The organism is Mycobacterium seoulense (assembly GCF_010731595.1).
Classification (GTDB): Bacteria; Actinomycetota; Actinomycetes; order Mycobacteriales; family Mycobacteriaceae; genus Mycobacterium; species Mycobacterium seoulense.
This window is the reverse complement of sequence record NZ_AP022582.1, coordinates 1,098,218-1,119,957: the sequence shown is the minus strand read 5'-3', so window position 1 is coordinate 1,119,957 and position 21,740 is coordinate 1,098,218. Positions and strand designations below refer to the sequence as shown.

Here is a 21,740-nt window from a genome sequence, read left to right as displayed (position 1 = left end):
ATGGGGATGCGTAGGGCCCTGGCTCCGGCATGGGTGGTGGCGCTGGCGTGCGCCCTGGTCGCCTGCGGCGGTAAGACGCCGCCGCCGGCGGCCGGCCCCGATATCAACGTCACCATCGCCAACGGCCAGGTCACCCCGACCAACGCCAGCCTGCAGGCCAGGGTCAAGCAGCAGATCACCCTGCGCGTGACGAGTGACGCCACCGACGAGCTGCACGTGCACTCGACGCCCGACCACAAGTTCCCGGTGGCCGCGGCGCCGAACCAAACCTTCCAGTTCGCCGTCGACGTACCCGGCACCGTCGAGGTGGAGCTGCACCACCTGGACCGCACGATCGCGACCATCCAGATCCAGCCGTGAGCGCCCGGAGCGCGACGGTGGTGCTCGCGCACGGTCTCGGCGGCTCCGGCGACCTGCCGGTGCCCTATCTGTATGCGATGGTCGGCGCGGCGTGGGCGCTGACGTTCACCTTCGCGCTGGTCGCCTTCGCGTGGCGCCGGCCGCGGTTCGACCCGCTCAAGCCGGGCCGCCCGCTGCCGGCGGCGGTGACCGCTGCGGTCGACGCGCGGGCGACGCGGTGGACGGCCGCCGCGCTGGCGCTGATGTTCGCGGCGTGGGCGGTGGCGGCCGGGCTGTGGGGCCCGCAGTCGGAGACCAATGCCCTGCTCGGCGTGTTCTACGTGCTGCTGTGGGTCGGGCTGGTCGCGCTGTCGCTGCTGTTCGGGCCCGTCTGGCGGGTCGTCTCGCCGATGCGCACGGTGTATTTGTTGCTGCGGCTCGGCACGCCCGAGCGCCTGCACCGGCCGCGGCTGTCCTATCCCGAGGGCTGGGGCTACCGCCCGGCCGCGCTCGGCCTGTTCGCGTTCGTCTGGATGGAACTGGCCAGCCCCAACCCGGCATCGCTGCCGTGGGTGCGGGCGTGGCTGGCCGTCTATGCCGTGACCATGCTGGTGGGCGCCTGGTTGTGCGGCCAGCGCTGGCTGGCCCGCGCCGACCCATTCGGGGTGTACAGCATGGCGGTGTCCCGCCTGTCGCCCTTTCGCCGCAACCCGGAGAACTGGAAGATCGTCGTCGGAAACCCCCTCGACCATTTGCCGTCGCTGCCCGTGCGGCCCGGCGTGGTGGTGTTGCTCGCGGTGTTGCTGGGGTCGACGGCGTTCGACAGTTTCTCGTCGTCCCCGACGTGGCGCGGCTTCGCCGACGGGCTCTCCCGCGGCATCGGCCTGAGTCCGACGCTCTCGTCGTCGCTGCTGCGAACCGTCGGCCTGATCGTCTTCATTTCGGTTGTGGCGGTGAGCTTTTCGCTCGCCGCACGCGCGACGGGCGGCGTGGACTCGCGGCACCGCCGGGCCCTGCCCGGGCAGATGGCGCATTCGCTGATCCCGATCGTGGTGGGCTACATCTTCGCCCACTACCTGACCTACCTCGTCGAGCGCGGGCAGCAGGCTGTCTTGGCGCTGGCCGACCCGTTCGGCCGCGGCTGGAACCTGCTCGGCCTGGCGCACCAGCAGGTGGCCTACGTGTTGTCCACCCACCCGCCGGTGCTGGCCGGGATCAAGGTGGCGTGCGTGGTGACCGGCCACATCCTCGCGGTGATCGCGGCCCACGACAAGGCGCTGCGGCTGCTGCCCAGCGGTCACCAACTGACCGGCCAGCTGACGATGATGCTGGTCATGGTCGCCTACACGTTCACCGGCCTGTATCTGCTGTTCGGCGGCTAGCGGACCAGGTGGTCGACCTTCTTCTCGCCGTTCCAGTGGCGCAGGCCGGCGAAGCTGCCCTCGACCAGCGGGGGTCGACCCGCGATGCGCAGCGCCCGGCCCAGCGCCGGTCCACCGACGCGGCGGGCGAGCGTGACATGCGGGGTCCACTGACCGGGCAGGCAGGTGGGGGCCGGCGCGGGGGCCAGGTGCTCACCGCACAGCCGGTGCACCTCCGAGTGGAAATCGATCAACGCCGCCGAGGGCACGATGAGCCGGGCCAGGATCGCATTGGACCGCCCGAGCAGCAGCGACGCGCCGACGGCGCAGCCCAGCGGCAGCCGCTGGATCAGCGGCCGCAGCGCGGCGTCGGCGTCCTCGGCGATGCGGTCGGCCACCGCGAGCGTGACGTGGGGCCGCCCGGCGGGCGCCTGGCTGGGGATCCCGGCGCCCGCCAGCGCATCCCAGAGCCCACGGATCGTCGACTCGGTCTCGCCGTCGAAGAGCAGCTCGATGGAATGGACCATCAGCGGACCTGCGCGGTGACCCAGTCGCGGTCGAACGCGGCCGCGCTCATGTCCGCGAACTCCGCGGCGTCCATCGATCCGGCCCCGGCGGGCAGCGCCGCCCGCACGGGAGCCAGCCGGTCCAGGGCGGAGCGATTCGAGCTCTCCACCGGCCCGGGCCGTGCCGGCCAGCTGCCGATCACCAGGCCGGCGCACGTAACCCGATGCACGGCAAGCGCTTCCAGTGTCAGCGCGGTGTGGTTCAGGGTGCCCAGCCCGGCGGTGACCGCGACCAGCGCCGCGGCCCCCAACTCGACGGCCAGGTCGCGCAGGGTGACGCCCGCGGCGGCGAGCTCGACCAGCAGCCCGCCCGCCCCCTCGACCAGCGTCAACCGCCCCGGGCGGTCCAGGCCGGTGATCAGCCGCACCACGTCGTCGCCGGTGGGCAGCGCCGCGCCGGCGTGCTCGGCCGCGGCGACCGGCGCCAGGGGTTGCGGGTAGCGGGCCAGTCCGGCCAGCTCGGCCACGCCGGACAGCCGGGCGACCTCGGCGAGGTCGTCGTCGCCGGAGTCGGTACCGGTCTGGACGGGTTTGCACACGGCCACGTCGAGGCCGGCCTGCCGGGCGTGACAGGCCAGCGCCGCGGTGACAACGGTCTTGCCGACGCCGGTGCCCGTGCCCGTGACAACCAGGACGGTCAACGGCGCGTCACAGCGAGGACGTCGGTGAGTACCCGCCGGGCGAGCTCGAGCTCGGCCGCGTCCAGCGACGCGCGTGCGGTCAGTCGCAGGCGGGACGTCCCGGCCGGCACGGTCGGGGGCCGGAAGCAGCCCACCTTCACGCCGGCGTCCAGGCAGGCGGTCGCGGCGGCCAGGGCCACCTCCGGGTCGCCCAGGATCACCGACACCACCGCCGACTGCGGGACGTCGGGAACGTCGCACGCCTCGGCCAGGGTGCGGGCGTGGCGCACCACGGCCTCGGGTCGCCACGGTTCGGCGCGCAGCACGCTCAGCGCGGCCCGCGCGGCGCCCACCGCCGCGGGCGCCAGGCCGGTGTCGAAGATGAACGTCCGCGCCGCATCGATCAGGTGGGCCCGCACCGCCGCCGGTGCGAGCACCACGCCGCCCTGGCTGCCCAGCGCCTTGGACAGCGTCGTGGTCATCACCACGTCGGGCGCGCCCGCCAGCCCGAGCTCGTACAGCAGCCCGCGCCCCCCACCCCGCACGCCCAGGCCGTGGGCCTCGTCGACGATCAGCAACGCGCCGTGGCGGCGACAGACCTCGTGCAGCTCCCGCAGCGGCGCCAAGGCGCCGTCGGGGCTGAACACCGACTCCGTGATGACGACGGCGCGCTCCTCGTCGCGCGAGGCGAGGGCCGCCTCGACCGCGTCGACGTCGCGGTGGGGCGTCACGACCACCCGGGCCCGCGACAGCCGGCAGGCGTCGACCAGGGAGGCGTGCGAAAGGGCGTCGGACACCAGCAGCGCGCCCCGGCCCGAGAGGCCGACGACCGCGCCGAGATTGGCCGCGTATCCCGACGAGAACAACAGGCCCGCCGCCGTGCCGACGTACTCGGCGAGCTCGGACTCGAACTGCTGGTGCAGTTCGGTGTCGCCGGTGACCAGGCGGGAACCGGTGGCCCCGGCGCCCCACATGCGCAGCGCCGCGACGCCGCCCTCGATCACGTCGGGGTGCTGTGACAGCCCGAGGTAGTCGTTCGACGCCAGGTCCAGCTCGGTGGCAACCGGGGGGCGCGGCCGCAGCGAGCGGCGCAGCCCGGCCTCGCGGCGCTGCCGCTCCACCGCGTCCAGCCAGGCCAGCGGTGACGTCTCGATCGGTGCCCTCATCGCCCTAAAGACTACGAGAGCCAACGAGGCGCGCGACCTCGACCATCGCCGAGGTGATCTGGGCGATCTCGCCGGGTGTGCAGATGTAGGGCGGCATCGCGTAGACGAGGTTGCGGAACGGGCGCAGCCAGACGCCGCGATCCATCGCCGCCGGGGTGGCGACGGCCAGGTCGACCGGGCCGGCGCACTCGATGACGCCGATCGCGCCGCACACCCGCACGTCGGTCACGCCCGGCAGCGCGCGGGCGGGTTCGAGGCCGGCCGCCAGCCCGGCGGATATCTCGGCGACCCGCGCGCGCCAGTCCTGCTCGAGCAGCAGCTCGACGCTGGCCGCCGACACGGCGCAGGCCAGCGGATTGGCCATGAAGGTGGGCCCGTGCATCAGCGCGCCGGCCTCGCCGGAGCTGATGGTATGCGCGATGTCGGTGCTGCACAGCGTGGCCGCCAGGGTGACATACCCGCCGGTCAACGCCTTGCCGACGCACATGATGTCCGGGCTCACCCCGGCGTGGTCGGCCGCGAAGAGCTCGCCGGTGCGGCCGAAGCCGGTGGCGATCTCGTCGAAGATCAGCAGCACGTCGTGCCGCCGGCACAGGTCGCGCAGGTCGCGCAGGTAACGGTGATCGTGGAAGCGCATCCCGCCCGCGCCCTGCACCACGGGCTCGACGACGACGGCCGCCAGTTCGCCCGCGTGCTCTGCGAGTTGCCGCTCGAACGCCGCGATGTAGCCGGGGTCGTAGGCGCGGGGCACCTGCGGGGCGAACACCTGGCGGGCCAGGATGTCGGTCCACAGCGAGTGCATGCCGCCGTCGGGATCGCACACACTCATCGGCGTGAAGGTGTCCCCGTGGTAGCCGCCCCGCCACGTCATCAACCGGTGCTTCCCGCGGCGGCCGCGGCTGCGCCAGTACTGCAGCGCCATCTTGACGGCGACCTCGACCGACACCGACCCGGAGTCGCTGAAGAAGACGGTGTCGAGCCCCGCGGGGGTGATGTCCACCAGCAGCTGGGCCAGCCGTGCGGCCGGCTCGTGGGTGAGGCCACCGAACATGACGTGGTTCATCACGCCCAGCTGCGCGGTCAGCGCCGCGTCCAACACCGGGTGGCCGTGCCCGTGAATCGCGGTCCACCAGGAGCTCATCGCGTCCAGCGCCTCGATCGGCCTGCCGTCACGGATCAGGGTCAGCCACGCGCCCCGGGCGGCGACCGCCACCACCGGCGCGACGACCTCGCCGCCGATGGTGCTGTACGGGTGCCACAGGTGCGCGGCGTCGATCGCGCTGATCTGCTCGGGCGTCAACCCGGCCCTCGCCGCAGGCATAGTGATCGAGGGTAAAGCAGCCGAGTCGCACAAAGTCCGCCCATCGGGGACCATGGGATGCGATGGCTACGTCGCATCCGCCCGGTAACCCCGCAACGGGCCCCCACCCGACCGCGGGCGCCGATTCCCCGCTGGTCGACTACGACGACGAGGCGCCACGGGTCATCCGGGTGCGGCTGGCCGCGTGGGACGTCATCTCCACCGTCGCGCTGTTGGCCGTCCTCATCGTCCTGGCCACCGCGACGACGTGGCCGACCCGCCTGTTCGGCTTCCTCGAGCACGTGTGCGCGGACGAGACGTGCGGGCCGGTGCCGTTCGGCGTCGACTACTACATCCGGCCGCTGGTGTGGGGCGGTATCGGTGCGGCGATCGCGGCCGCCGTGGTCGGTCCGCTCGTTTCCATACTGAAGGGCTGGTACATGTCCTTCTGGCCGGTGCTCGCGCTCACGCTGATCATGGTCAGCTCCGTCGCCGGCTCCATCCTGACCACCTTCAGCGAACGCTACTGGGCGTAGGCGCCCGGCCGCCGCGGTTCGGCCGCCGGCGCGCTGCGGCGTCCGACTGAGACCGAAATCACAACTGCGCATACGGGATTCGGCCCGCCCAGTCACCTTCCGGTCACGGTACGACAAAAAATCCGCTGGGACCTGGCGGCTAACAACTTTTGTTGTCAAAGTGGCTACAGTGACTGATGTGAAAGCGGCCGGAGCCGCTGCTCACATCCGCAGATGTCATGCAGCGGTGTCGGCCCCGACGTGGAGGTCCTCGCCCAGGTCATGGAACCGCGGCGGACGCGCGAAGTCACCGCGCCGAGGCCAGAGAGCCCCTGAGAGGCCAAGGAAATGAAACGCATCTACGCCTTCGCGATCGGTTTGGCGATGCTGGCGGCCCCCATGGTCGCCCCGGTGGTGGCATCCGCCGATCCGGGCACCCGGCCGATGGACTACCAGCAGGCCGCCGACGTGGTGATCGCGCGCGGGCTGTCGCAGCGCGGCGTGCCGTTCTCCTGGGCCGGCGGCGGCATCAACGGCCCCACCCGCGGCACGGGAACGGGCATCAACACCGTGGGATTCGACGCCTCGGGCCTGATGCAGTACGCCTACGCCGGCGCGGGCATCAAGCTGCCCCGTTCGTCCGGGGCGATCTACAAGGTCGGCCAGAAGGTGCTGCCGCAACAAGCGCACAAGGGCGACATGATCTTCTACGGGCCGGAAGGCACCCAGAGCGTCGCGATGTACCTGGGTAACAACCAGATGCTCGAGGTCGGCGACGTCGTCCAGGTTTCGCCGGTGCGCGCCAACGGCATGGCTCCCTACCTGGTTCGGGTCCTCGGGGTCCCGTCGGCGCCGGTCCAGCAGCTGCCCCAGCAGGCACCGACGCAGGCGCCGGCGCAGCAAGCCCCGCTGCAACAGCCGCCGGTGCAGCAACTGCCCACCCAGCAGGCCCCGGTGCAGCAAGCGCCCGCGCAGCAAGCGCCGCTGCAGCAGTCCCCCGTGCAGCAACTGCCGACGCAGCAGGCTCCCGCGCAGCAGGCCCCGGTGCAGCAGGCGCCGGTGCAGCAGGCGCCGGTGCAGCAGGCGCCGCTTCAGCAGCAGTCGGCGCAGGCCCCGTTGCAGCCGGCGCCCCTGCAGCAACGCCCGGTGCAGCAGGCGCCGGTGCAGCAAGCGCCGGTGCAGCAACTGCCGACGCAGCAAGCTTCGCCGCAGCAGGCCCCGGTGCAGCTGGTGCCGCCCCAGCAATCTCCGTTCCTGCCCCCGGCGGCCGGCGCCGCACGCTAGTTCCCCGGCGCTTCCGGGCCTTCCCCAACACCGCCACCTGCTCCTGACCGGGAGCGGGTGGCGGTTTTCGGTAAATTAGCGGTCGATCATGTCGACCCTGTCCCCGCCTCCCCGACCGGTCGCGACCGCGGAACCGGTCGCTTCGGGAGCGCGCAATGCGGGGTCCTACCGCTACGACCTGGACGGCTTGCGCGGCATCGCGATCGCCCTCGTCGCCGTGTTCCACATCTGGTTCGGACGCGTCTCCGGCGGCGTCGACGTGTTCCTGGCGCTGTCCGGATTCTTCTTCGGCGGCAAGATCATTCGCGCGGCGCTCAACCCGGCCGTCACCCTGTCGCCGGTAGCGGAGGTGGTCCGGCTCGTCCGCCGCCTGGTCCCCGCCCTGGTCGTGGTGCTGGCCGGGTGCGCGGTGCTGACGATCCTCGTGCAGCCCGAGACCCGCTGGGAGACGTTCGCCGACCAAAGCCTGGCCAGCCTCGGCTACTACCAGAACTGGGAGCTGGCCAACACCGCCGCGGACTACCTGCGCGCCGGCGAAGCCGTCAGCCCGCTGCAGCACATCTGGTCCATGTCGGTGCAGGGCCAGTTCTACGTGGGCTTCCTGCTGTTGATCGCCGGCTGCGCGTACGTGTTCCGGCGCCCCTTGGGCACCCGCCTGCGCACCCTGTTCCTGGTGCTGCTGACGGCGCTGACCGTGGCGTCGTTCGTCTACGCGATCGTGGCGCATCAGGGCAACCAGGCGGCGGCCTACTACAACAGCTTCGCGCGCGGGTGGGAGCTGTTACTCGGCGCGCTGGTCGGTGCGCTGGTGCCGTTCATCCGCTGGCCCATGTGGTTGCGAACGCTGTCGGCCACGGTCGCGCTGGCCGCGATCGTGTCCTGCGGCGCCCTGATCGACGGCGTGAAGGAGTTTCCCGGGCCGTGGGCCCTGGTGCCCGTCGGGGCCACGATGCTGATGATCCTGGCGGGAGCCAACCTGCGGGGCGATCCCGCCTACGGCGACCGGCTGCCCCTTCCGAATCGACTGCTGGCGGCCGGGCCGCTGGTCGCGCTCGGGGCGATGGCGTATTCGCTCTATCTGTGGCACTGGCCGCTGCTGATCTTCTGGCTGTCCTTCACCGGACACCGGCACGCCGGCTTCGTCGAAGGCATCGCGGTGCTGCTGGTCTCGGGGCTGCTGGCATACCTGACCACCCGGATCGTCGAGGATCCCCTGCGCTACCGCACCGCCGGGCGGTCGCCGGCGCCCACACCGGCCTGGCTGGCGCGCCTGCCCCGGCCCACGATGGCGGTGGGGGCGGCGATCGTGCTGCTCGGCGTGACGCTGACCGCGACGTCGTTCACGTGGCGCCAGCACGTCACCGTCCTGCGGGCCGCGGGCAAGGAGCTCAGCGTGCTCAACCCGCAGGACTACCCCGGCGCGCGGGCCCTGACCGAACGCGTGCGGGTGCCCGCACTGCCGATGCGGCCCAGTGTGCTGGAGGTCAAGGAGGACCTGCCGGCCTCCACCCGCGACGGTTGCATCAGTGACTTCGTCAACCCGGCGGTGGTGGTCTGCACCTACGGCGACGTGGCCGCCGAGCGCACGATCGCGCTGGCCGGCGGCTCCCACGCCGAGCACTGGCTGCCCGCGCTGAGCCTGCTCGGCACGATGCACCACTTCAAGGTCGTGACCTACCTCAAGATGGGCTGCCCGCTGTCCACCGAGGAAGTTCCGTTGATCATGGGCAACAACGCCGCCTACCCGCAGTGCCGGGACTGGGTGGAGCAGACCATGTCCAGAGTCATCGCCGACCGTCCCGACTACGTGTTCACCACGACGACCCGGCCGTGGAACATCAAGCCCGGCGACGTGATGCCGGCCACGTATATCGGAATCTGGCAGAGGTTCTCCGACAACAACATTCCGATCCTGGGCATGCGCGACACCCCGTGGCTGGTGAAGAACGGCCAGCCGTTCGACCCGGCGGACTGCCTGGCCAAGAAGGGCGGCAGCCCGCAGTCGTGCGCCATCAAGCGTTCCGACGTGTTGTCCGACCGCAACCAAACCCTCGACTTCGTCGGCCAGTTCCCGCTGCTCAAGGTGCTCGACATGTCCGACGCGATCTGCCGCGCCGACGTGTGCCGGCCGGTCGAGGGGAACGTGCTGATCTACCACGGCGCCCATCACCTCACCCCCACATATGTTCGGACCATGGCGGGCGAATTGGGCCGCCAGATCGCCGCCAACACCGGTTGGTGGTGAACGCGCCCCACGCCACCGGCCGCGACTAAAGTCGAGAGGTGCCGACCGACAATCACGCTTCAGCCGCAGGCGTTACAAGTAATCAACAGCCGAAGCTGGCCACCGTGTGGCCCGGGAACCCGTATCCACTCGGTGCGTCCTATGACGGCGCGGGAACCAACTTCTCGGTGTTCTCCGAGATCGCCGAGAGCGTCGAGTTGTGCCTGATCGACGACGCCGGAGCGGAGACGCGTATCCCGCTCGACGAGGTCGACGGCTTTGTCTGGCATGCCTATCTGCCGAACATCACCCCGGGCCAGCGCTACGGCTTCCGGGTGTACGGGTCGTTCGATCCGGCGGCCGGTCACCGGTGCGACCCGAGCAAGCTCCTGCTCGACCCGTACGGGAAGGCCTTCCACGGCGACTTCACCTTCGGCCAGGCGCTGTTCTCCTACGACATGAAGGCCGTCCACCCCGAGGGCGACGACGCCGACCCCGGGACCCCCCCGATGGTCGACTCGCTGGGCCACACCATGACCAGTGTGGTGAGCAATCCCTTCTTCGACTGGGGATCGGACCGTTCCCCGCTCACCCCGTACCACGAAACGGTGATCTACGAGGCCCACGTGAAGGGCATGACCCAGACCCACCCGGGCATCCCCGCCGAGCTTCGCGGCACCTACGCCGGCCTGGCCCACCCGGTGGTCATCGACTACCTCAAGTCGCTGAATGTCACCGCGCTGGAGCTGATGCCGGTGCACCAGTTCATGCACGACTCGCGGCTGCTGGATCTGGGCTTGCGAAACTACTGGGGCTACAACACGTTCGGGTTCTTCGCGCCGCACAACCAATACGCGGCCAACCGCAACGCCAGCGTCGCCGAGTTCAAGTCCATGGTGCGCGCCCTCCACGAAGCGGGCATCGAGGTCATCCTCGACGTGGTGTACAACCACACCGCCGAGGGCAACCACCTCGGCCCGACGATCAACTTCCGCGGCATCGACAACGCCGCCTACTACCGCCTCGCCGACGAGGATCTGCGCCTGTACAAGGACTACACCGGCACGGGCAACAGCCTCAACGCCCGTCACCCGCACGTGCTGCAGCTGATCATGGACTCGCTGCGCTACTGGGTGACCGAGATGCACGTCGACGGGTTCCGCTTCGACCTGGCCGCCACGCTCGCCCGCGAGCTGCACGACGTCGATCGATTGAGCGCATTCTTCGATCTGGTGCAGCAAGATCCGATCGTCAGCCAGGTCAAATTGATCGCCGAACCATGGGATGTCGGCGAGGGCGGCTACCAGGTCGGAAATTTCCCGGGTTTGTGGACGGAGTGGAACGGGAAGTATCGCGATACTGTGCGTGACTACTGGCGGGGCGAGCCCGCAACCCTCGGCGAGTTCGCGTCCCGGCTGACCGGGTCGTCGGACCTCTATGAGGCGACCGGGCGACGCCCCAGCGCCAGCATCAACTTCGTCACCGCGCACGACGGGTTCACGCTCAACGACTTGGTCTCCTACAACGACAAGCACAACCTGGCCAACGGCGAAGACAACCGGGACGGCGAAAGCCACAACCGCTCGTGGAACTGCGGCGTCGAGGGCCCGACCGACGACCCGGAGATCATGGCGCTGCGCCGTCGCCAGATGCGCAACTTCTGGGCGACCCTGATGCTCAGTCAGGGCACACCGATGATCGCGCACGGCGACGAGCTGGGCCGCACCCAGAACGGCAACAACAACGTGTACTGCCAGGACTCCGAATTGTCCTGGATGGATTGGTCATTGGTCGACAAGAATTCGGACCTGCTGGCGTTCGCGCGCAAGGTGACCGCGCTGCGCAAGAACCATCCGGTGTTCCGCCGGCGCCGGTTCTTCGAGGGTGAGCCGATCCGCAGCGGCGACGAAGCGCGCGACATCGCCTGGCTGAATCCAAGCAGCCGCGAGATGACGCACGAGGACTGGGGCGAAAGCATTCACAAGTGTGTGGCGGTGTTCCTCAACGGCGAAGCCATCACCGCACCCAATGCACGCGGTGAACGGGTGGTCGATGACTCATTCCTGTTGTGCTTCAACGCCGGCGAAGAACCGGTGGAGTTCGTGCTGCCGAACAGCGAATATGCGCAGGAGTGGACCGTGGAACTCGACACCAACGATCCGGTGGGCGCCAAGGACGATGCCGACCAGGTGATGAACGCCGAAGAGCAGATCGTGGTGCCGTCACGCTCGCTCCTGGTCTTACGTAAGACCATGTGACGCATGGCTTTTCCCATACTGTCGACCTACCGGCTGCAGCTGCGTGGTGAGGCCAGCGGGTTCGCGTTCACCTTCGCCGACGCGGAAAACCTGCTGGACTACCTGGACGAACTCGGGGTGTCGCACCTGTACCTGTCCCCGATCATGACCGCGGCCACCGGGTCCAACCACGGCTACGACGTCACCGACCCGACGACGGTCTCCCCCGAGCTCGGCGGCCGCGAGGGGCTGGCGCGGCTGTCGGCGGCGGCGCGGGAACGCGGCATCGGCCTGATCGTCGACATCGTGCCCAATCACGTGGGGATCGACCAGCCCCAGCAGAATGCGTGGTGGTGGGACGTGCTGGCGCACGGCCGATCCTCGGACTACGCAACGTATTTCGATATCGACTGGGAGCTCGACGACGACGGCCGCATCGTGCTGCCCATCCTGGGCTCCGACGACGACGCCGCCGACCTCAAGGTGGACGGGCAGCTGCTGCGGTTGGGCGACCTGGCCCTGCCCATCGCGCCCGGTACCGCCGGGGGCTCCGGACCCGAGGTGCACGACCGCCAGCACTACCGGCTGGTGGGCTGGCGCAACGGCGTGTGCGGCTACCGCCGGTTCTTCTCCATCACCTCCCTGGCCGGGCTGCGCCAGGAGGACCGCGCGGTGTTCGACGCCACCCACGCCGAGGTCGCCCGCTGGGCCGCCGAGGGACTCGTCGACGGCGTACGCATCGACCACCCCGACGGGTTGTCCGACCCGTGCGGCTACCTGGCGTGGCTGCGCGAATCGGTTGGGCCGCAAACCTGGATCGTGATCGAGAAGATCCTCGCGGTCGACGAGGCGCTCGAACCCACCCTGCCCATCGGCGGCACGACCGGCTACGACGTACTGCGCGAGATCGGCGGGGTCTTCGTCGACCCGAGCGGCGCACCCGCGCTCACCGAGCTCGTGCGGTCGGCGGGGCTGGACCACGGCGCGACACCGGAGATGTTGGCGGAACTCAAGGTCCGCGCGGCCACCGACACGTTGGCAAGCGAACTGCGCCGGCTGCGCCGCAGCATCGTGGCGGCGGCCGGTGCCGATCACCCACAGTTGCCCGACGCGGTGGCCGCGCTGCTCACCCATATCGGCGTCTACCGCTGCGACTATCCGGGCCTGTCGTCGATCATGCCGACGGCGCTGGCCGAAACCCAGTCACAGTCACCGGAATTGGGGCCCGCCCTGCAGGTGATCGCCGCGGCGCTGGCCCGGGGCGGCGAGCCGGCAACCCGGCTGCAGCAGCTCTGCGGCGCCGTCACCGCCAAATCCGTCGAGGACTGCTACTTCTACCGTGATGCCCGGCTGGTGTCGCTCAACGAGGTGGGCGGCGAACCGCACCGTTTCGGTGTCGGCGCGGCGGAGTTCCATCACAGTGCCGCCGCGCGCGCCCGGCTGTGGCCGCAGACCATGACGACGCTGACCACGCACGACACCAAGCGCGGCGAGGACGTGCGGGCCCGGATCGGGGTGCTCTCGCAGGTCCCGTCGCTGTGGGCCGAGTTCGTCGGCCGCTGGGAGGCCGACGCACCCTCGCCCGACCCGGCGACCGGACAGTTCCTCTGGCAGAACATCTTCGGCGTGTGGCCGGTCAGCGGTGAGGTCGGCGCCGAGCTGCGCGAACGGCTGCACAATTACGCCGAGAAAGCCATCCGGGAAGCGGCCTGGCGCACCTCGTGGAACGATCCGGACGCCGAATTCGAGGATGCGGTACACCGGTGGCTGGACAAGGTGTTCGACGGCCCGGTGGCGGGCCAGCTGACGGAACTGGTCGCCCAGCTCAACCCGCACGCGTCCAGCGACGCACTGGGCCAGAAGCTGCTGGCCCTGACGGTGCCCGGGATACCGGACGTCTACCAGGGCACGGAACTGTGGGACGACAGTCTCGTCGATCCGGACAACCGCAGGCCCGTCGATTACGCGGCCCGGCGTGAGGCGCTGAAGGCCTTGCAGCACCCCAAGATTCGGGTCGTCACGACGGCGCTTCGGGTGCGTCGCTCGCGCCCGGACAGCTTCCTGCGCGGGGACTATTTTCCCGTACTGGCCAGCGGCGACGCCAGCGACCACGTGCTGGCCTTCCGCCGGGGCGACGACGTCGTGGTCGCGGTGACCCGCTGGACCGTGCGGCTGGCCCAAACCGGCTGGGGCAACACGGTGCTGGCGCTGCCGGAGGGCACCTGGAAGGACGCCCTCACCGGGGCCATCGCCGACGGGCCGACCTCGACCGCCCAGTTGTTCTCCGACCTGCCCGTCGTGCTGCTGGAGCGCCACCATGACTGAATTCCGGGTCTGGGCACCCGAACCGGAGTCGGTCCGGCTCGACGTCGAGGGCCGCGTGCACGCGATGACGCGGTCCGATGACGGCTGGTGGCACGCGACCGCCGACGCGGCGCCGGACGCCCGGTACGGGTTCTTGCTCGACGACGATCCCACCGTGCTGCCCGACCCGCGCTCACCCCGGCAGCCCGACGGCGTGCACGCCCGCTCGCAGCTGTGGGACCCGGCCCGCGCGACGTGGACCGACGGCGACTGGCGGGGCCGGCCGGTGGAGGGCGCGGTGATCTACGAGATGCACCTGGGCACCTTCACCGACGCCGGCACCTTCGACTCCGCGATCGACAAGCTGGACTACCTGGTGGACCTCGGGGTCGACTTCGTCGAACTGATGCCCGTGAATTCCTTTGCGGGAACACATGGTTGGGGATACGACGGCGTGCTCTGGTACAGCGTCCACGAACCCTACGGCGGCCCCGACGGCTTGGTCCGGTTCGTCGACGCCTGCCACGCGCGGGGGCTGGGTGTGCTGATCGACGCGGTGTTCAACCACCTCGGCCCGTCGGGCAATTACCTGCCCAAGTTCGGTCCCTACCTGTCGTCGGCGAGCAATCCTTGGGGGGAAGGCATCAACATCGCCGACGCCGACTCCGACGAGGTGCGCCGCTACATCATCGGGTGCGCGCTGCGCTGGATGCGCGACTTCCACGCCGACGGGCTGCGCCTGGACGCCGTCCACGCCCTGGTGGACACGACCGCCATCCACATCCTCGAGGAGCTCGCGACCGAAACGGATTGGCTGTCGGAGCGGCTGGGCCGCCCGCTGTCGCTGATCGCCGAGAGCGATCTGAACGACCCGCGGCTCATCACCCCGCGCGAGCGCGGCGGCTACGGGCTCACGGCGCAATGGGCCGACGACATCCACCACGCCATCCACACGGCGGTGTCCGGCGAGCGCCAGGGTTACTACGCGGACTTCGGTTCGCTGGCAGCGCTGGCGCAGACGCTGCGCCACGGTTACTTTCACGCGGCCACGTATTCGTCGTTCCGGCGCCGCCGCCACGGGCGGCCGCTGGACACCAGAGCGGGCTTGGGGATCCCCGGCACCCGCCTGGTCGCGTACACCTGCACTCACGACCAGGTCGGCAACCGCGCCCTCGGGGACCGCCCCTCGCAGAACCTGACCGGCGGCCAACTGGCGATCAAGGCCGCGCTCGCGCTCGGGACACCCTTCACCGCAATGCTTTTCATGGGTGAGGAGTATGCGGCGTCGACTCCGTTCCAGTTCTTCAGCTCGCATCCCGAGCCGGAGCTGGCCAAGGCCACCGCGGAGGGGCGCAAGGCCGAGTTCGCCGAACACGGGTGGGATGCCGACGAGATCCCCGACCCGCAGGACCCGCAGACCTTCCAGCGCTCGAAACTCAAGTGGGACGAGGTCGACTCCGGCGAACACGGCCGAGTGCACCGGCTCTACCGCGACCTGATCGCGTTGCGGCACGGCGACCCCGACCTGGCGGACCCGTGGCTGGAGCACCTCGCCGTCGACTACGACGAGGAGCAACGCTGGATCAGCGTGTCGCGCGGCCGGTTGCGCATCGTGTGCAACCTCGGCGCCGAGCCGGTGAAGGTGCCGGTCGCCGGTGACGTGGTCCTGGCCTGGGGTGAGCCCGCGGTCGACGCCGGCCACACGGTGCTGGAGGGCCAGTCGTTCGCCATCCTGTCGGTGCGCGGGCAGCCGTAACCTCGCGCCACATCCGGGGCTGTGGATAACGGTGAGCGGCCGCGCGGGCAACCGCCGATGATTCGCCCATGAATCGATCCGCATTCGGCCGGTGTATCGGCTTGCTGAGGAGAAGGGAGCCGCTGGTGGCTCCGCCCGCCGAGCCCGAGGAGGCGCCGCCGGACCGCAGCGTGGTGCTGTTGTGGACGGGCCCCGGCCTGGGAAACGATCGCACCGACGGCGTTTAGACGCTGAGGCGGCCCGGGCCGTGCACCGCCGCGGCGATCGCGTCGGCCAGGGGGTCGATTTCGTCGGCCGTCACGTCGGCGACGGTGACGCGGATGCCCGGCGGGGTGCCGATCCGGTACCGCGTGCCGGGCGCCACGGCCCAGCCCGCGCGCAGTAACCGGGTGATCGCGACCGTCTCGTCCGGCACCGGAATCCACACGTTGAGCCCGGAGCGCGCGTGCGCGGCGACGGCGCGATCGGCCAGGGCGGCGGACAGCCGGCGGCGGGTTTCGCCGTACTGCCGCTCGGCCGTCCCGACCAGCCGCGCGGCCGCCTGGTCCGACCACAGGCTGACGGCCAGGTCCTGCAGCAGGTGGCTCACCCAGCCCGGGCCGAGTCGCAGGCGGCCGTGCACGCGCTCGACGGTGCGTTGGTCGCCGGCGAGCACGGCCACGCGCAGGTCGGGGCCGTAGGCCTTCGACGCCGACCGCACGAACGCCCAATGCCGGGTCGCACCGGCCAGGGTATGCAGGGATGCGCCGGAAATGCCCGCGCAGTGATCGTCTTCGACGAGGAGCAGGTCGTCGGCGCGGGGCGCCAGCAGCCGCCGCAGCGCCTCGGCGCGTTCAGCCGATAGTGCGGCGCCCGTCGGGTTTTGAGCACGATTGGTGACGATGAGCCCGCGCACCCCGCGGCCCAGCGCCCGCGCCAGGTCGGCAGGCACCGGCCCGTCGTCGTCGACCCGGACCGGCTCAACCGAAAGGCCAAGGGCGGCAAGCAAATCGAGCAGGTTGGCCCAACCCGGGTCCTCCACGGCGACGCGGTCACCGGGACGAAGATGCGCGTTCAGGACGCGCTCGATGCCATCGAGCGCTCCGCTCGTGACCGCGAGGTGATCGGCCGGGATCCCGTCAACGGACAGCGCCGCCCGGGCGAACTCGGCCAAGGCCGACGACATGGCCGGTTCCCCGTACAGCACCGGGCGGCCCGTCACCGGACCGGGCAGCGTGGCACCCGCGAGGGGCAGCAGGGCCGGGTCCGGATTGCCGGTCGACAGGTCGCGCACCCCGGCGGGGATGTCGAGCGCGAGGAGGGACCGGGGCGTGGTCGCGGGGCGGTGCCGCACGCGGGTGCCTCGGCGGCCCGCGGTTTCCACGGCGCCGCGGTGGCGCAGCAGGCGGTAGGCCGCGGCGGCGGTGTTGGCGTTCACGCCGAGCCGTGCGGCCAGCTCCCGGACGGGCGGCAGCGCGTCCCCGGGCGCCAGGGAGCCGGCCGAGATGGCCTCTTCGATGCTGGCGGCTATGGACTCCGCGCCCGTCCCGGTTATGCTGCTTTGTACTGGCACGTCACTGATTATGTACTAGAACGAAAGATCATGCCATGGAAACCGGATACCCGCCGACTGCGCGCACGACGCCGACGCGCTACCGGGAGCGCGCACGCTACGACCGCGAGACCGTCCATCAGATCCTGGACGCGTCGCTGATCTGCCACCTGGGCTACGTCAGCGCCGGCCGTCCGGTGGTGCTGCCCACCACGCACGCCCGCCTCGGCGAAACGCTCTATCTGCACGGTTCCACCGGCAGCGGTCCCCTGCTCGCGGCCGGGGCGGCGCCGTCGGGCCTGCCGGTATGTGTCACCGTCACCCTGGTCGACGGGCTGGTGCTGGCGCGCGCCGCGATGCACCATTCGGTGAACTTTCGCTCGGTGGTCGTGCTGGGGGACGCGCGCGTGGTCGACGACGTGGCGGAGAAACTGCGGGCGCTCGCCGGCCTGCTCGATCACCTGGCGCCCGGCCGGGCCGCCGACTGCCGGCCCCCCAACCCGCGCGAGCTGGCCGCCACCGGCGTCCTCGCGCTCGACCTGGTGGAGGTGTCGGCGAAGGTGCGCACCGGCGGGCCGGCGGACGATCCGGAGGATTGCGCGCTGCCACACTGGGCGGGCGTGGTGCCGGTGAGCGTCGCGGCCGGGGCGCCGGTGCCGGCCGCAGATCTGGCTTCCGGCACTCCTTTGCCGACCTATCTGCGCGAGCCTCGCCGCTGAGCCGCGGGGCGCTCATGCCTCCGGCCGTCGAGCAAGCGACCGGCCGCGTGCGCGCCCGGTGTTGTCCCACCAGGTTCCGACGAGCATGACGGTGCCCGCCCAGGCCATGCCCAGCATCCAGCCGGAGAGCACATCGCTGACGTAATGGACTCCCAAGTACACGCGGGAGAAGCCGATCAGGAACGCCGAGCCGATCGCGATGGTCCAGACCATCACCCGCCCGGCCCACCAGGGGATCAGCCAGCGGGTCAGCATCCACGCAGAGATGACCATGATCGCGGCGGTGCCGGTTGCGTGTCCGGAGGGGAACGAGTACCCGTCGGCGTCGACGAGCGCGAACGGCAGGGGCGGTCGTTTTCGACCTACCAAGGCTTTGGCGATGAAGAGCACGAGCGGAACCGCACCGCCACCAACCAGAGCAAGCACCACGGGCCGCCATGACCTGCACCGGTAACCGGCAGCAACGGAAACCGGGAAGGCCAGTGCAGCCAGAAAAACGGGTCCGCCCGCGAGAGTGACCGCCCGCAGAGCCGCGGTCAGCCACAGCTCACGGTGGGCCGCAAGCCACTGAGTCACCGGGTGGTCGATGCCTGCGATGCCGTCGCCCTCGAGCACGTCGTCGAGCACTTCGGTGAAGCCGACCGCCAGCGCCGCCACCACGACCAGCCCGAGCAGCAATGCGACACCCGCGACCTCGCTGTCGGGCCACCGGCGGGCCAGCGGCCCTCCCCTGTCGCTGATCCGGTCACGCAGCCAGGTCAGCGTTTTGCCGATCAGAGCCGAGGTGAACAGCCTCTCTCGGAGCATCCCGAACGCGGCTCGGCGCCGAGCAACCCAAATCGCCGCGCATACAAGCAGCGCGAGCGAACCCACGATGCCGGCGCCGACCAGGCCGAACCCGCCAGAACCGGGCCCATACTGCTGGTCCATGCCTCGCGGCCCGGGCTAGAACAGCAGGTAGCGGTACGCCGGCGAGCCAGGCTCGAGGCGTTCGACGTGCAGCTCGGTCGCCCGCATCCGCGCCAGCAGGCCGTCCAGATCGGCCGACGACGCCAACTGGATGCCCACCAGCGCCTCGCCGGTCTCGCGGTTGTTGCGCTTGATGTACTCGAACAAGGTGATGTCGTCGTCGGGACCCAGCACCTCGTCGAGGAACCGGCGCAGCGCACCGGGTTCCTGCGGGAAGTCCACCAAGAAGTAGTGCTTGAGACCGAGGTGGACCAGCGAGCGCTCCAGCACCTCGCCGTAGCGCGACACGTCGTTGTTGCCGCCGGAGATGAGGCACACCACGGTGGAGCCGGGCTCGACGTCGGCCTCCAGGAGCCCCGCGACCGATAGCGCGCCCGCGGGCTCGGCGATGATGCCCTCGTTCTGATAGAGGTCCAGCATCGCGGTGCACACCGCACCCTCGTCGGTCGCGGTGATCGAGACCATGTCACCGGCGGCCGCCAGCGCGGCGTAGGTCAGCGTGCCCGCGCGCCGCACGGCGGCGCCGTCGACGAACTGGTCGACGTGGTCCAGCGTCACCGGCTTGCCGGCGGCCAGCGCGGCCATCATCGCCGCGGCCCCGGCCGGTTCGACGCCCAGCACCGACGTGTTCGTCGTCCGCTCGGCCAGGTAGGTGGTGATGCCGGCGATGCACCCACCCCCGCCCACGGGGACCACCACCAGGTCCGGCTCGTTATCCAGTTGGTCGAGCACCTCGACGGCGATGGTGCCCTGACCGGCGATGGTGCGCAGATCGTCATACGGCGGCACGAGCGTGGCGCCGGTGCGCTCGACATCGGCCAGCGCGGCCTCGGCGGCCAGGTCATAGGTCGTTCCGCCCACGATCAGTTCGATGAACTCCCCGCCGTGGTAGCGGATGCGGTCCCGCTTTTGCTGCGGCGTCTTGGCGGGCACATACACGCGGCCGTGCACCCCGAGCGTCCGGCACGCGTAGGCGAAACCCTGCGCGTGGTTGCCCGCCGACGAGCACACCACGCCCGCGGCCAGCTCCTCATCGGACAACTGCACCAGCAGGTTGTAGGCCCCGCGCAGCTTGTAGGAGCGCACCACCTGCAGGTCTTCGCGCTTGAGGTAGACGTTCGCGCCGGTGATCGCCGACAGCCGGTCACACCATTGCAGCGGGGTCGGCGTGACCACCGCGGCGATCCGCTCGGCCGCGCCGTCGATGTCAGCCCCGGAAAGGGGCGAGACGCTCGGGCTCTGGCTCAGTTCGGCGGACACTGGTCAATGGTGCCATGCCCGGCCGCCAACTCCGGAATTCAGCCGACCGGGGTCAGCACGAACACCGGGATCTGCCGGTCCGTCTTCTTCTGGTATTCGGCGTAGTCGGGCCAGGCTTCGACCGCGCGCTCCCACCACACCGCCTTCTCGTCGCCGAACACCTCGCGGGCGTCGTATTCGCGGGTGGTGGCGCCGTCCTGCAGCTCGACCCGGGGGTTCTTGACGACGTTGTGGTACCAGACGGGATGCTTCGGGGCCCCGCCGAGGGAGGCGACGATCGCGTACTCGCCGTCCTGCTCGACCCGCATCAGCGGGGTCTTGCGGAGCTTGCCGGTCTTGGCCCCCACCGTCGTCAGCACGATGATGGGCTTGCCCTTCATGTCCGTGGCTTCGGTCCCGCCGGACTGCTCGTACTTCTCCGCCTGCTCGCGGGCCCAATCCCATGGACTCGGCGCGTATTCCCCTGAAAGTGGCATGCCACCAACTCTATGCCGCCGGCCTCGGGGCGCGGGGCCCGTCAGGCAGCGCGCGAGCACCGCTCACAGACGCGCGCGGGGTGATCGCCCACAAGTCCTGCGGCGGAATGGGATTGTCGACGGTTACCGGCGTTGCCCGTCCCACACCGTCGTGCCTGCGTGCACCGTCCGGCCGTGGCCGGGCAGCAGGTGCGCGACGGGGAGTTTCTCCAACCGCTCACGGGTGCGCCGGGCGGCGGCGTCGTCCACCGTCTCGGGCGTGTGCCACACCCGCCCCCGGGCGCTCAGGACGGCGTCACCCGCTATCAGGGTGCGGCTCAGCGGGTTCCAGAACGCGACGCTGTCGTCGGTGTGGCCGGGGGTGGCCAGGATCAGCCACTCGGGGGCGCCGGGCAATGGTTTCGCATCGGCGAGCGCGCCGGCCGGTGCTGGACCGGACCATCGCATCCCGGCGGCGGTGCCGTATCCGGCAGAGCGGGCACCCGAAAGCAGCCCCGCCACGCCGATCCGGTCCGGCGGCTGGTCGATCAGTGTGGGCCAGATGCGGGCGACACGGGCCGCGCTGGGCGTGCGCGGCCGCTGCCCCTCGAGATACTTCATCGTCACCGCCGGCAGGTGAATCGGCGCCTCATACTGAGCCGCAACACCGGCGGCTCCGGCCACGTGATCACTGTGGCCGTGGGTGGCCACGATCGCGCGGACACGCCCGCCGAGCCGGTCCAGCACCGGTGCCACATCGGCTGCGGCAGTGGGCAATCCGGCGTCGACGACGATAGCGTCGCCATTGTTGTGGATCACGTAGCAGTTGAAGACCCACCGCGAAATCCGGGTGACGCCAAGCTCGGGCATCGCCTCTATTACCAGGCCCACCCATAGGACGCTACGCCGGCAGGAAGCCGCCTACCGCGCCCCGGCCAGCGCCGCGATGGTGTTGACCCGGCGGACGGCCGTCGCGATCTCGTCGGCGAAATCGCGGCGCCGCCCGACATCCAGGTTGCGCCAGCAGGAGTTTGGCCCGTCCGCTTACGGAAGCATGCCGGGCGCGGGCAGTATGTGTACCGTTTACCCGTGCCCACTCTGCGCGGAAGCCAGGTCAGGTGGCGCTTGTGGCTC

17 protein-coding genes and 1 pseudogene are annotated in these 21,740 nt (G+C 70.6%); 9 read left to right on the top strand and 9 right to left on the bottom strand.

Annotated features, from left to right (window positions below; translation table 11 throughout):
- The first annotated feature begins 6 nt into the window (after nt 1-6).
- Together G6N37_RS05255 and G6N37_RS05250 are read left to right on the top strand one after the other, a co-directional pair.
- On the top strand, nt 7-360 hold the full coding sequence (locus G6N37_RS05255; protein ID WP_372514651.1) for a hypothetical protein: 354 nt from the start codon (nt 7-9) through the stop codon (nt 358-360).
- Complete coding sequence (locus G6N37_RS05250; RefSeq protein ID WP_163676879.1) at nt 357-1,721, top strand: hypothetical protein; 1,365 nt, start codon at nt 357-359, stop codon at nt 1,719-1,721. Before G6N37_RS05255 ends, G6N37_RS05250 begins: the two co-directional genes overlap by 4 nt.
- Here the strand turns inward: G6N37_RS05250 and G6N37_RS05245 are convergent.
- Genes G6N37_RS05245 through G6N37_RS05230 form a run of 4 tightly spaced genes read right to left on the bottom strand, consistent with a single transcriptional unit; the run spans nt 1,718 to nt 5,373 of the window.
- On the bottom strand, nt 1,718-2,227 hold the full coding sequence (locus G6N37_RS05245) for a 2'-5' RNA ligase family protein (RefSeq protein ID WP_163676875.1): 510 nt from the start codon (nt 2,225-2,227) through the stop codon (nt 1,718-1,720). The two genes, G6N37_RS05250 and G6N37_RS05245, sit on opposite strands and share 4 nt — an antisense overlap.
- The gene (bioD, locus tag G6N37_RS05240) at nt 2,227-2,907 is read right to left on the bottom strand and encodes a dethiobiotin synthase (protein ID WP_163676873.1); all 681 of its coding nucleotides are present in this window, start codon (nt 2,905-2,907) and stop codon (nt 2,227-2,229) included. Before bioD ends, G6N37_RS05245 begins: the two co-directional genes overlap by 1 nt.
- Nucleotides 2,904-4,052 (bottom strand): 8-amino-7-oxononanoate synthase, encoded by a 1,149-nt coding sequence (locus G6N37_RS05235; protein WP_163676870.1) that lies wholly within the window; start codon nt 4,050-4,052, stop codon nt 2,904-2,906. Before G6N37_RS05235 ends, bioD begins: the two co-directional genes overlap by 4 nt.
- A gap of 4 nt (nt 4,053-4,056) precedes the next feature.
- Nucleotides 4,057-5,373, bottom strand: coding sequence for an adenosylmethionine--8-amino-7-oxononanoate transaminase (locus G6N37_RS05230; RefSeq protein WP_163676867.1), 1,317 nt, complete (start codon nt 5,371-5,373; stop codon nt 4,057-4,059).
- Between the two features lie 62 nt (nt 5,374-5,435).
- Between G6N37_RS05230 and G6N37_RS05225 the strand changes: the two genes are divergently transcribed.
- The 6 genes and pseudogenes from G6N37_RS05225 to treZ all read left to right on the top strand — a co-directional run bounded on the left by G6N37_RS05225 (nt 5,436) and on the right by treZ (nt 15,672).
- Nucleotides 5,436-5,888, top strand: a complete 453-nt coding sequence (locus G6N37_RS05225; protein ID WP_232075295.1) for a hypothetical protein — start codon at nt 5,436-5,438, stop codon at nt 5,886-5,888.
- Between the two features lie 327 nt (nt 5,889-6,215).
- Nucleotides 6,216-6,902: pseudogene (gene ripD, locus G6N37_RS05220) on the top strand (NlpC/P60 family peptidoglycan-binding protein RipD); the annotation flags it as partial.
- A 337-nt stretch (nt 6,903-7,239) separates the two neighbouring features.
- Complete coding sequence (locus G6N37_RS05215) at nt 7,240-9,396, top strand: acyltransferase family protein (RefSeq protein WP_163676860.1); 2,157 nt, start codon at nt 7,240-7,242, stop codon at nt 9,394-9,396.
- Nucleotides 9,397-9,434: 38 nt separating this feature from the next.
- Nucleotides 9,435-11,633 carry a glycogen debranching protein GlgX gene (gene glgX / locus G6N37_RS05210; RefSeq protein ID WP_163676857.1) on the top strand — a complete coding sequence of 733 codons (2,199 nt, stop codon included), beginning with the start codon at nt 9,435-9,437 and terminating at the stop codon, nt 11,631-11,633.
- A 3-nt stretch (nt 11,634-11,636) separates the two neighbouring features.
- Nucleotides 11,637-13,937 carry a malto-oligosyltrehalose synthase gene (gene treY / locus G6N37_RS05205; RefSeq protein WP_163676855.1) on the top strand — a complete coding sequence of 767 codons (2,301 nt, stop codon included), beginning with the start codon at nt 11,637-11,639 and terminating at the stop codon, nt 13,935-13,937.
- Complete coding sequence (treZ, locus tag G6N37_RS05200; protein WP_163676851.1) at nt 13,930-15,672, top strand: malto-oligosyltrehalose trehalohydrolase; 1,743 nt, start codon at nt 13,930-13,932, stop codon at nt 15,670-15,672. The genes treY and treZ overlap by 8 nt, the downstream gene beginning before the upstream one ends.
- Before the next feature lie 223 nt (nt 15,673-15,895).
- Here the strand turns inward: treZ and G6N37_RS05195 are convergent, their stop codons facing one another.
- Nucleotides 15,896-17,224, bottom strand: a complete 1,329-nt coding sequence (locus G6N37_RS05195; protein WP_163676849.1) for an aminotransferase class I/II-fold pyridoxal phosphate-dependent enzyme — start codon at nt 17,222-17,224, stop codon at nt 15,896-15,898.
- Between the two features lie 35 nt (nt 17,225-17,259).
- Between G6N37_RS05195 and G6N37_RS05190 the strand changes: the two genes are divergently transcribed.
- Complete coding sequence (locus tag G6N37_RS05190) at nt 17,260-17,922, top strand: pyridoxamine 5'-phosphate oxidase family protein (protein ID WP_163676846.1); 663 nt, start codon at nt 17,260-17,262, stop codon at nt 17,920-17,922.
- Between the two features lie 12 nt (nt 17,923-17,934).
- Here the strand turns inward: G6N37_RS05190 and G6N37_RS05185 are convergent, their stop codons facing one another.
- The 4 genes from G6N37_RS05185 to G6N37_RS05170 form a co-directional block, all read right to left on the bottom strand.
- Nucleotides 17,935-18,852 carry a phosphatase PAP2 family protein gene (locus G6N37_RS05185; RefSeq protein ID WP_163676843.1) on the bottom strand — a complete coding sequence of 306 codons (918 nt, stop codon included), beginning with the start codon at nt 18,850-18,852 and terminating at the stop codon, nt 17,935-17,937.
- 15 nt (nt 18,853-18,867) lie between these two features.
- Nucleotides 18,868-20,151: a threonine ammonia-lyase gene (ilvA, locus tag G6N37_RS05180; protein WP_163676841.1), complete on the bottom strand. Its 1,284-nt coding sequence runs from the start codon at nt 20,149-20,151 to the stop codon at nt 18,868-18,870.
- A 38-nt stretch (nt 20,152-20,189) separates the two neighbouring features.
- Nucleotides 20,190-20,627: a nitroreductase family deazaflavin-dependent oxidoreductase gene (locus G6N37_RS05175; protein WP_163676838.1), complete on the bottom strand. Its 438-nt coding sequence runs from the start codon at nt 20,625-20,627 to the stop codon at nt 20,190-20,192.
- Between the two features lie 123 nt (nt 20,628-20,750).
- Nucleotides 20,751-21,497, bottom strand: a complete 747-nt coding sequence (locus tag G6N37_RS05170; protein ID WP_232075293.1) for an MBL fold metallo-hydrolase — start codon at nt 21,495-21,497, stop codon at nt 20,751-20,753.
- Nucleotides 21,498-21,740: the final 243 nt, after the last annotated feature.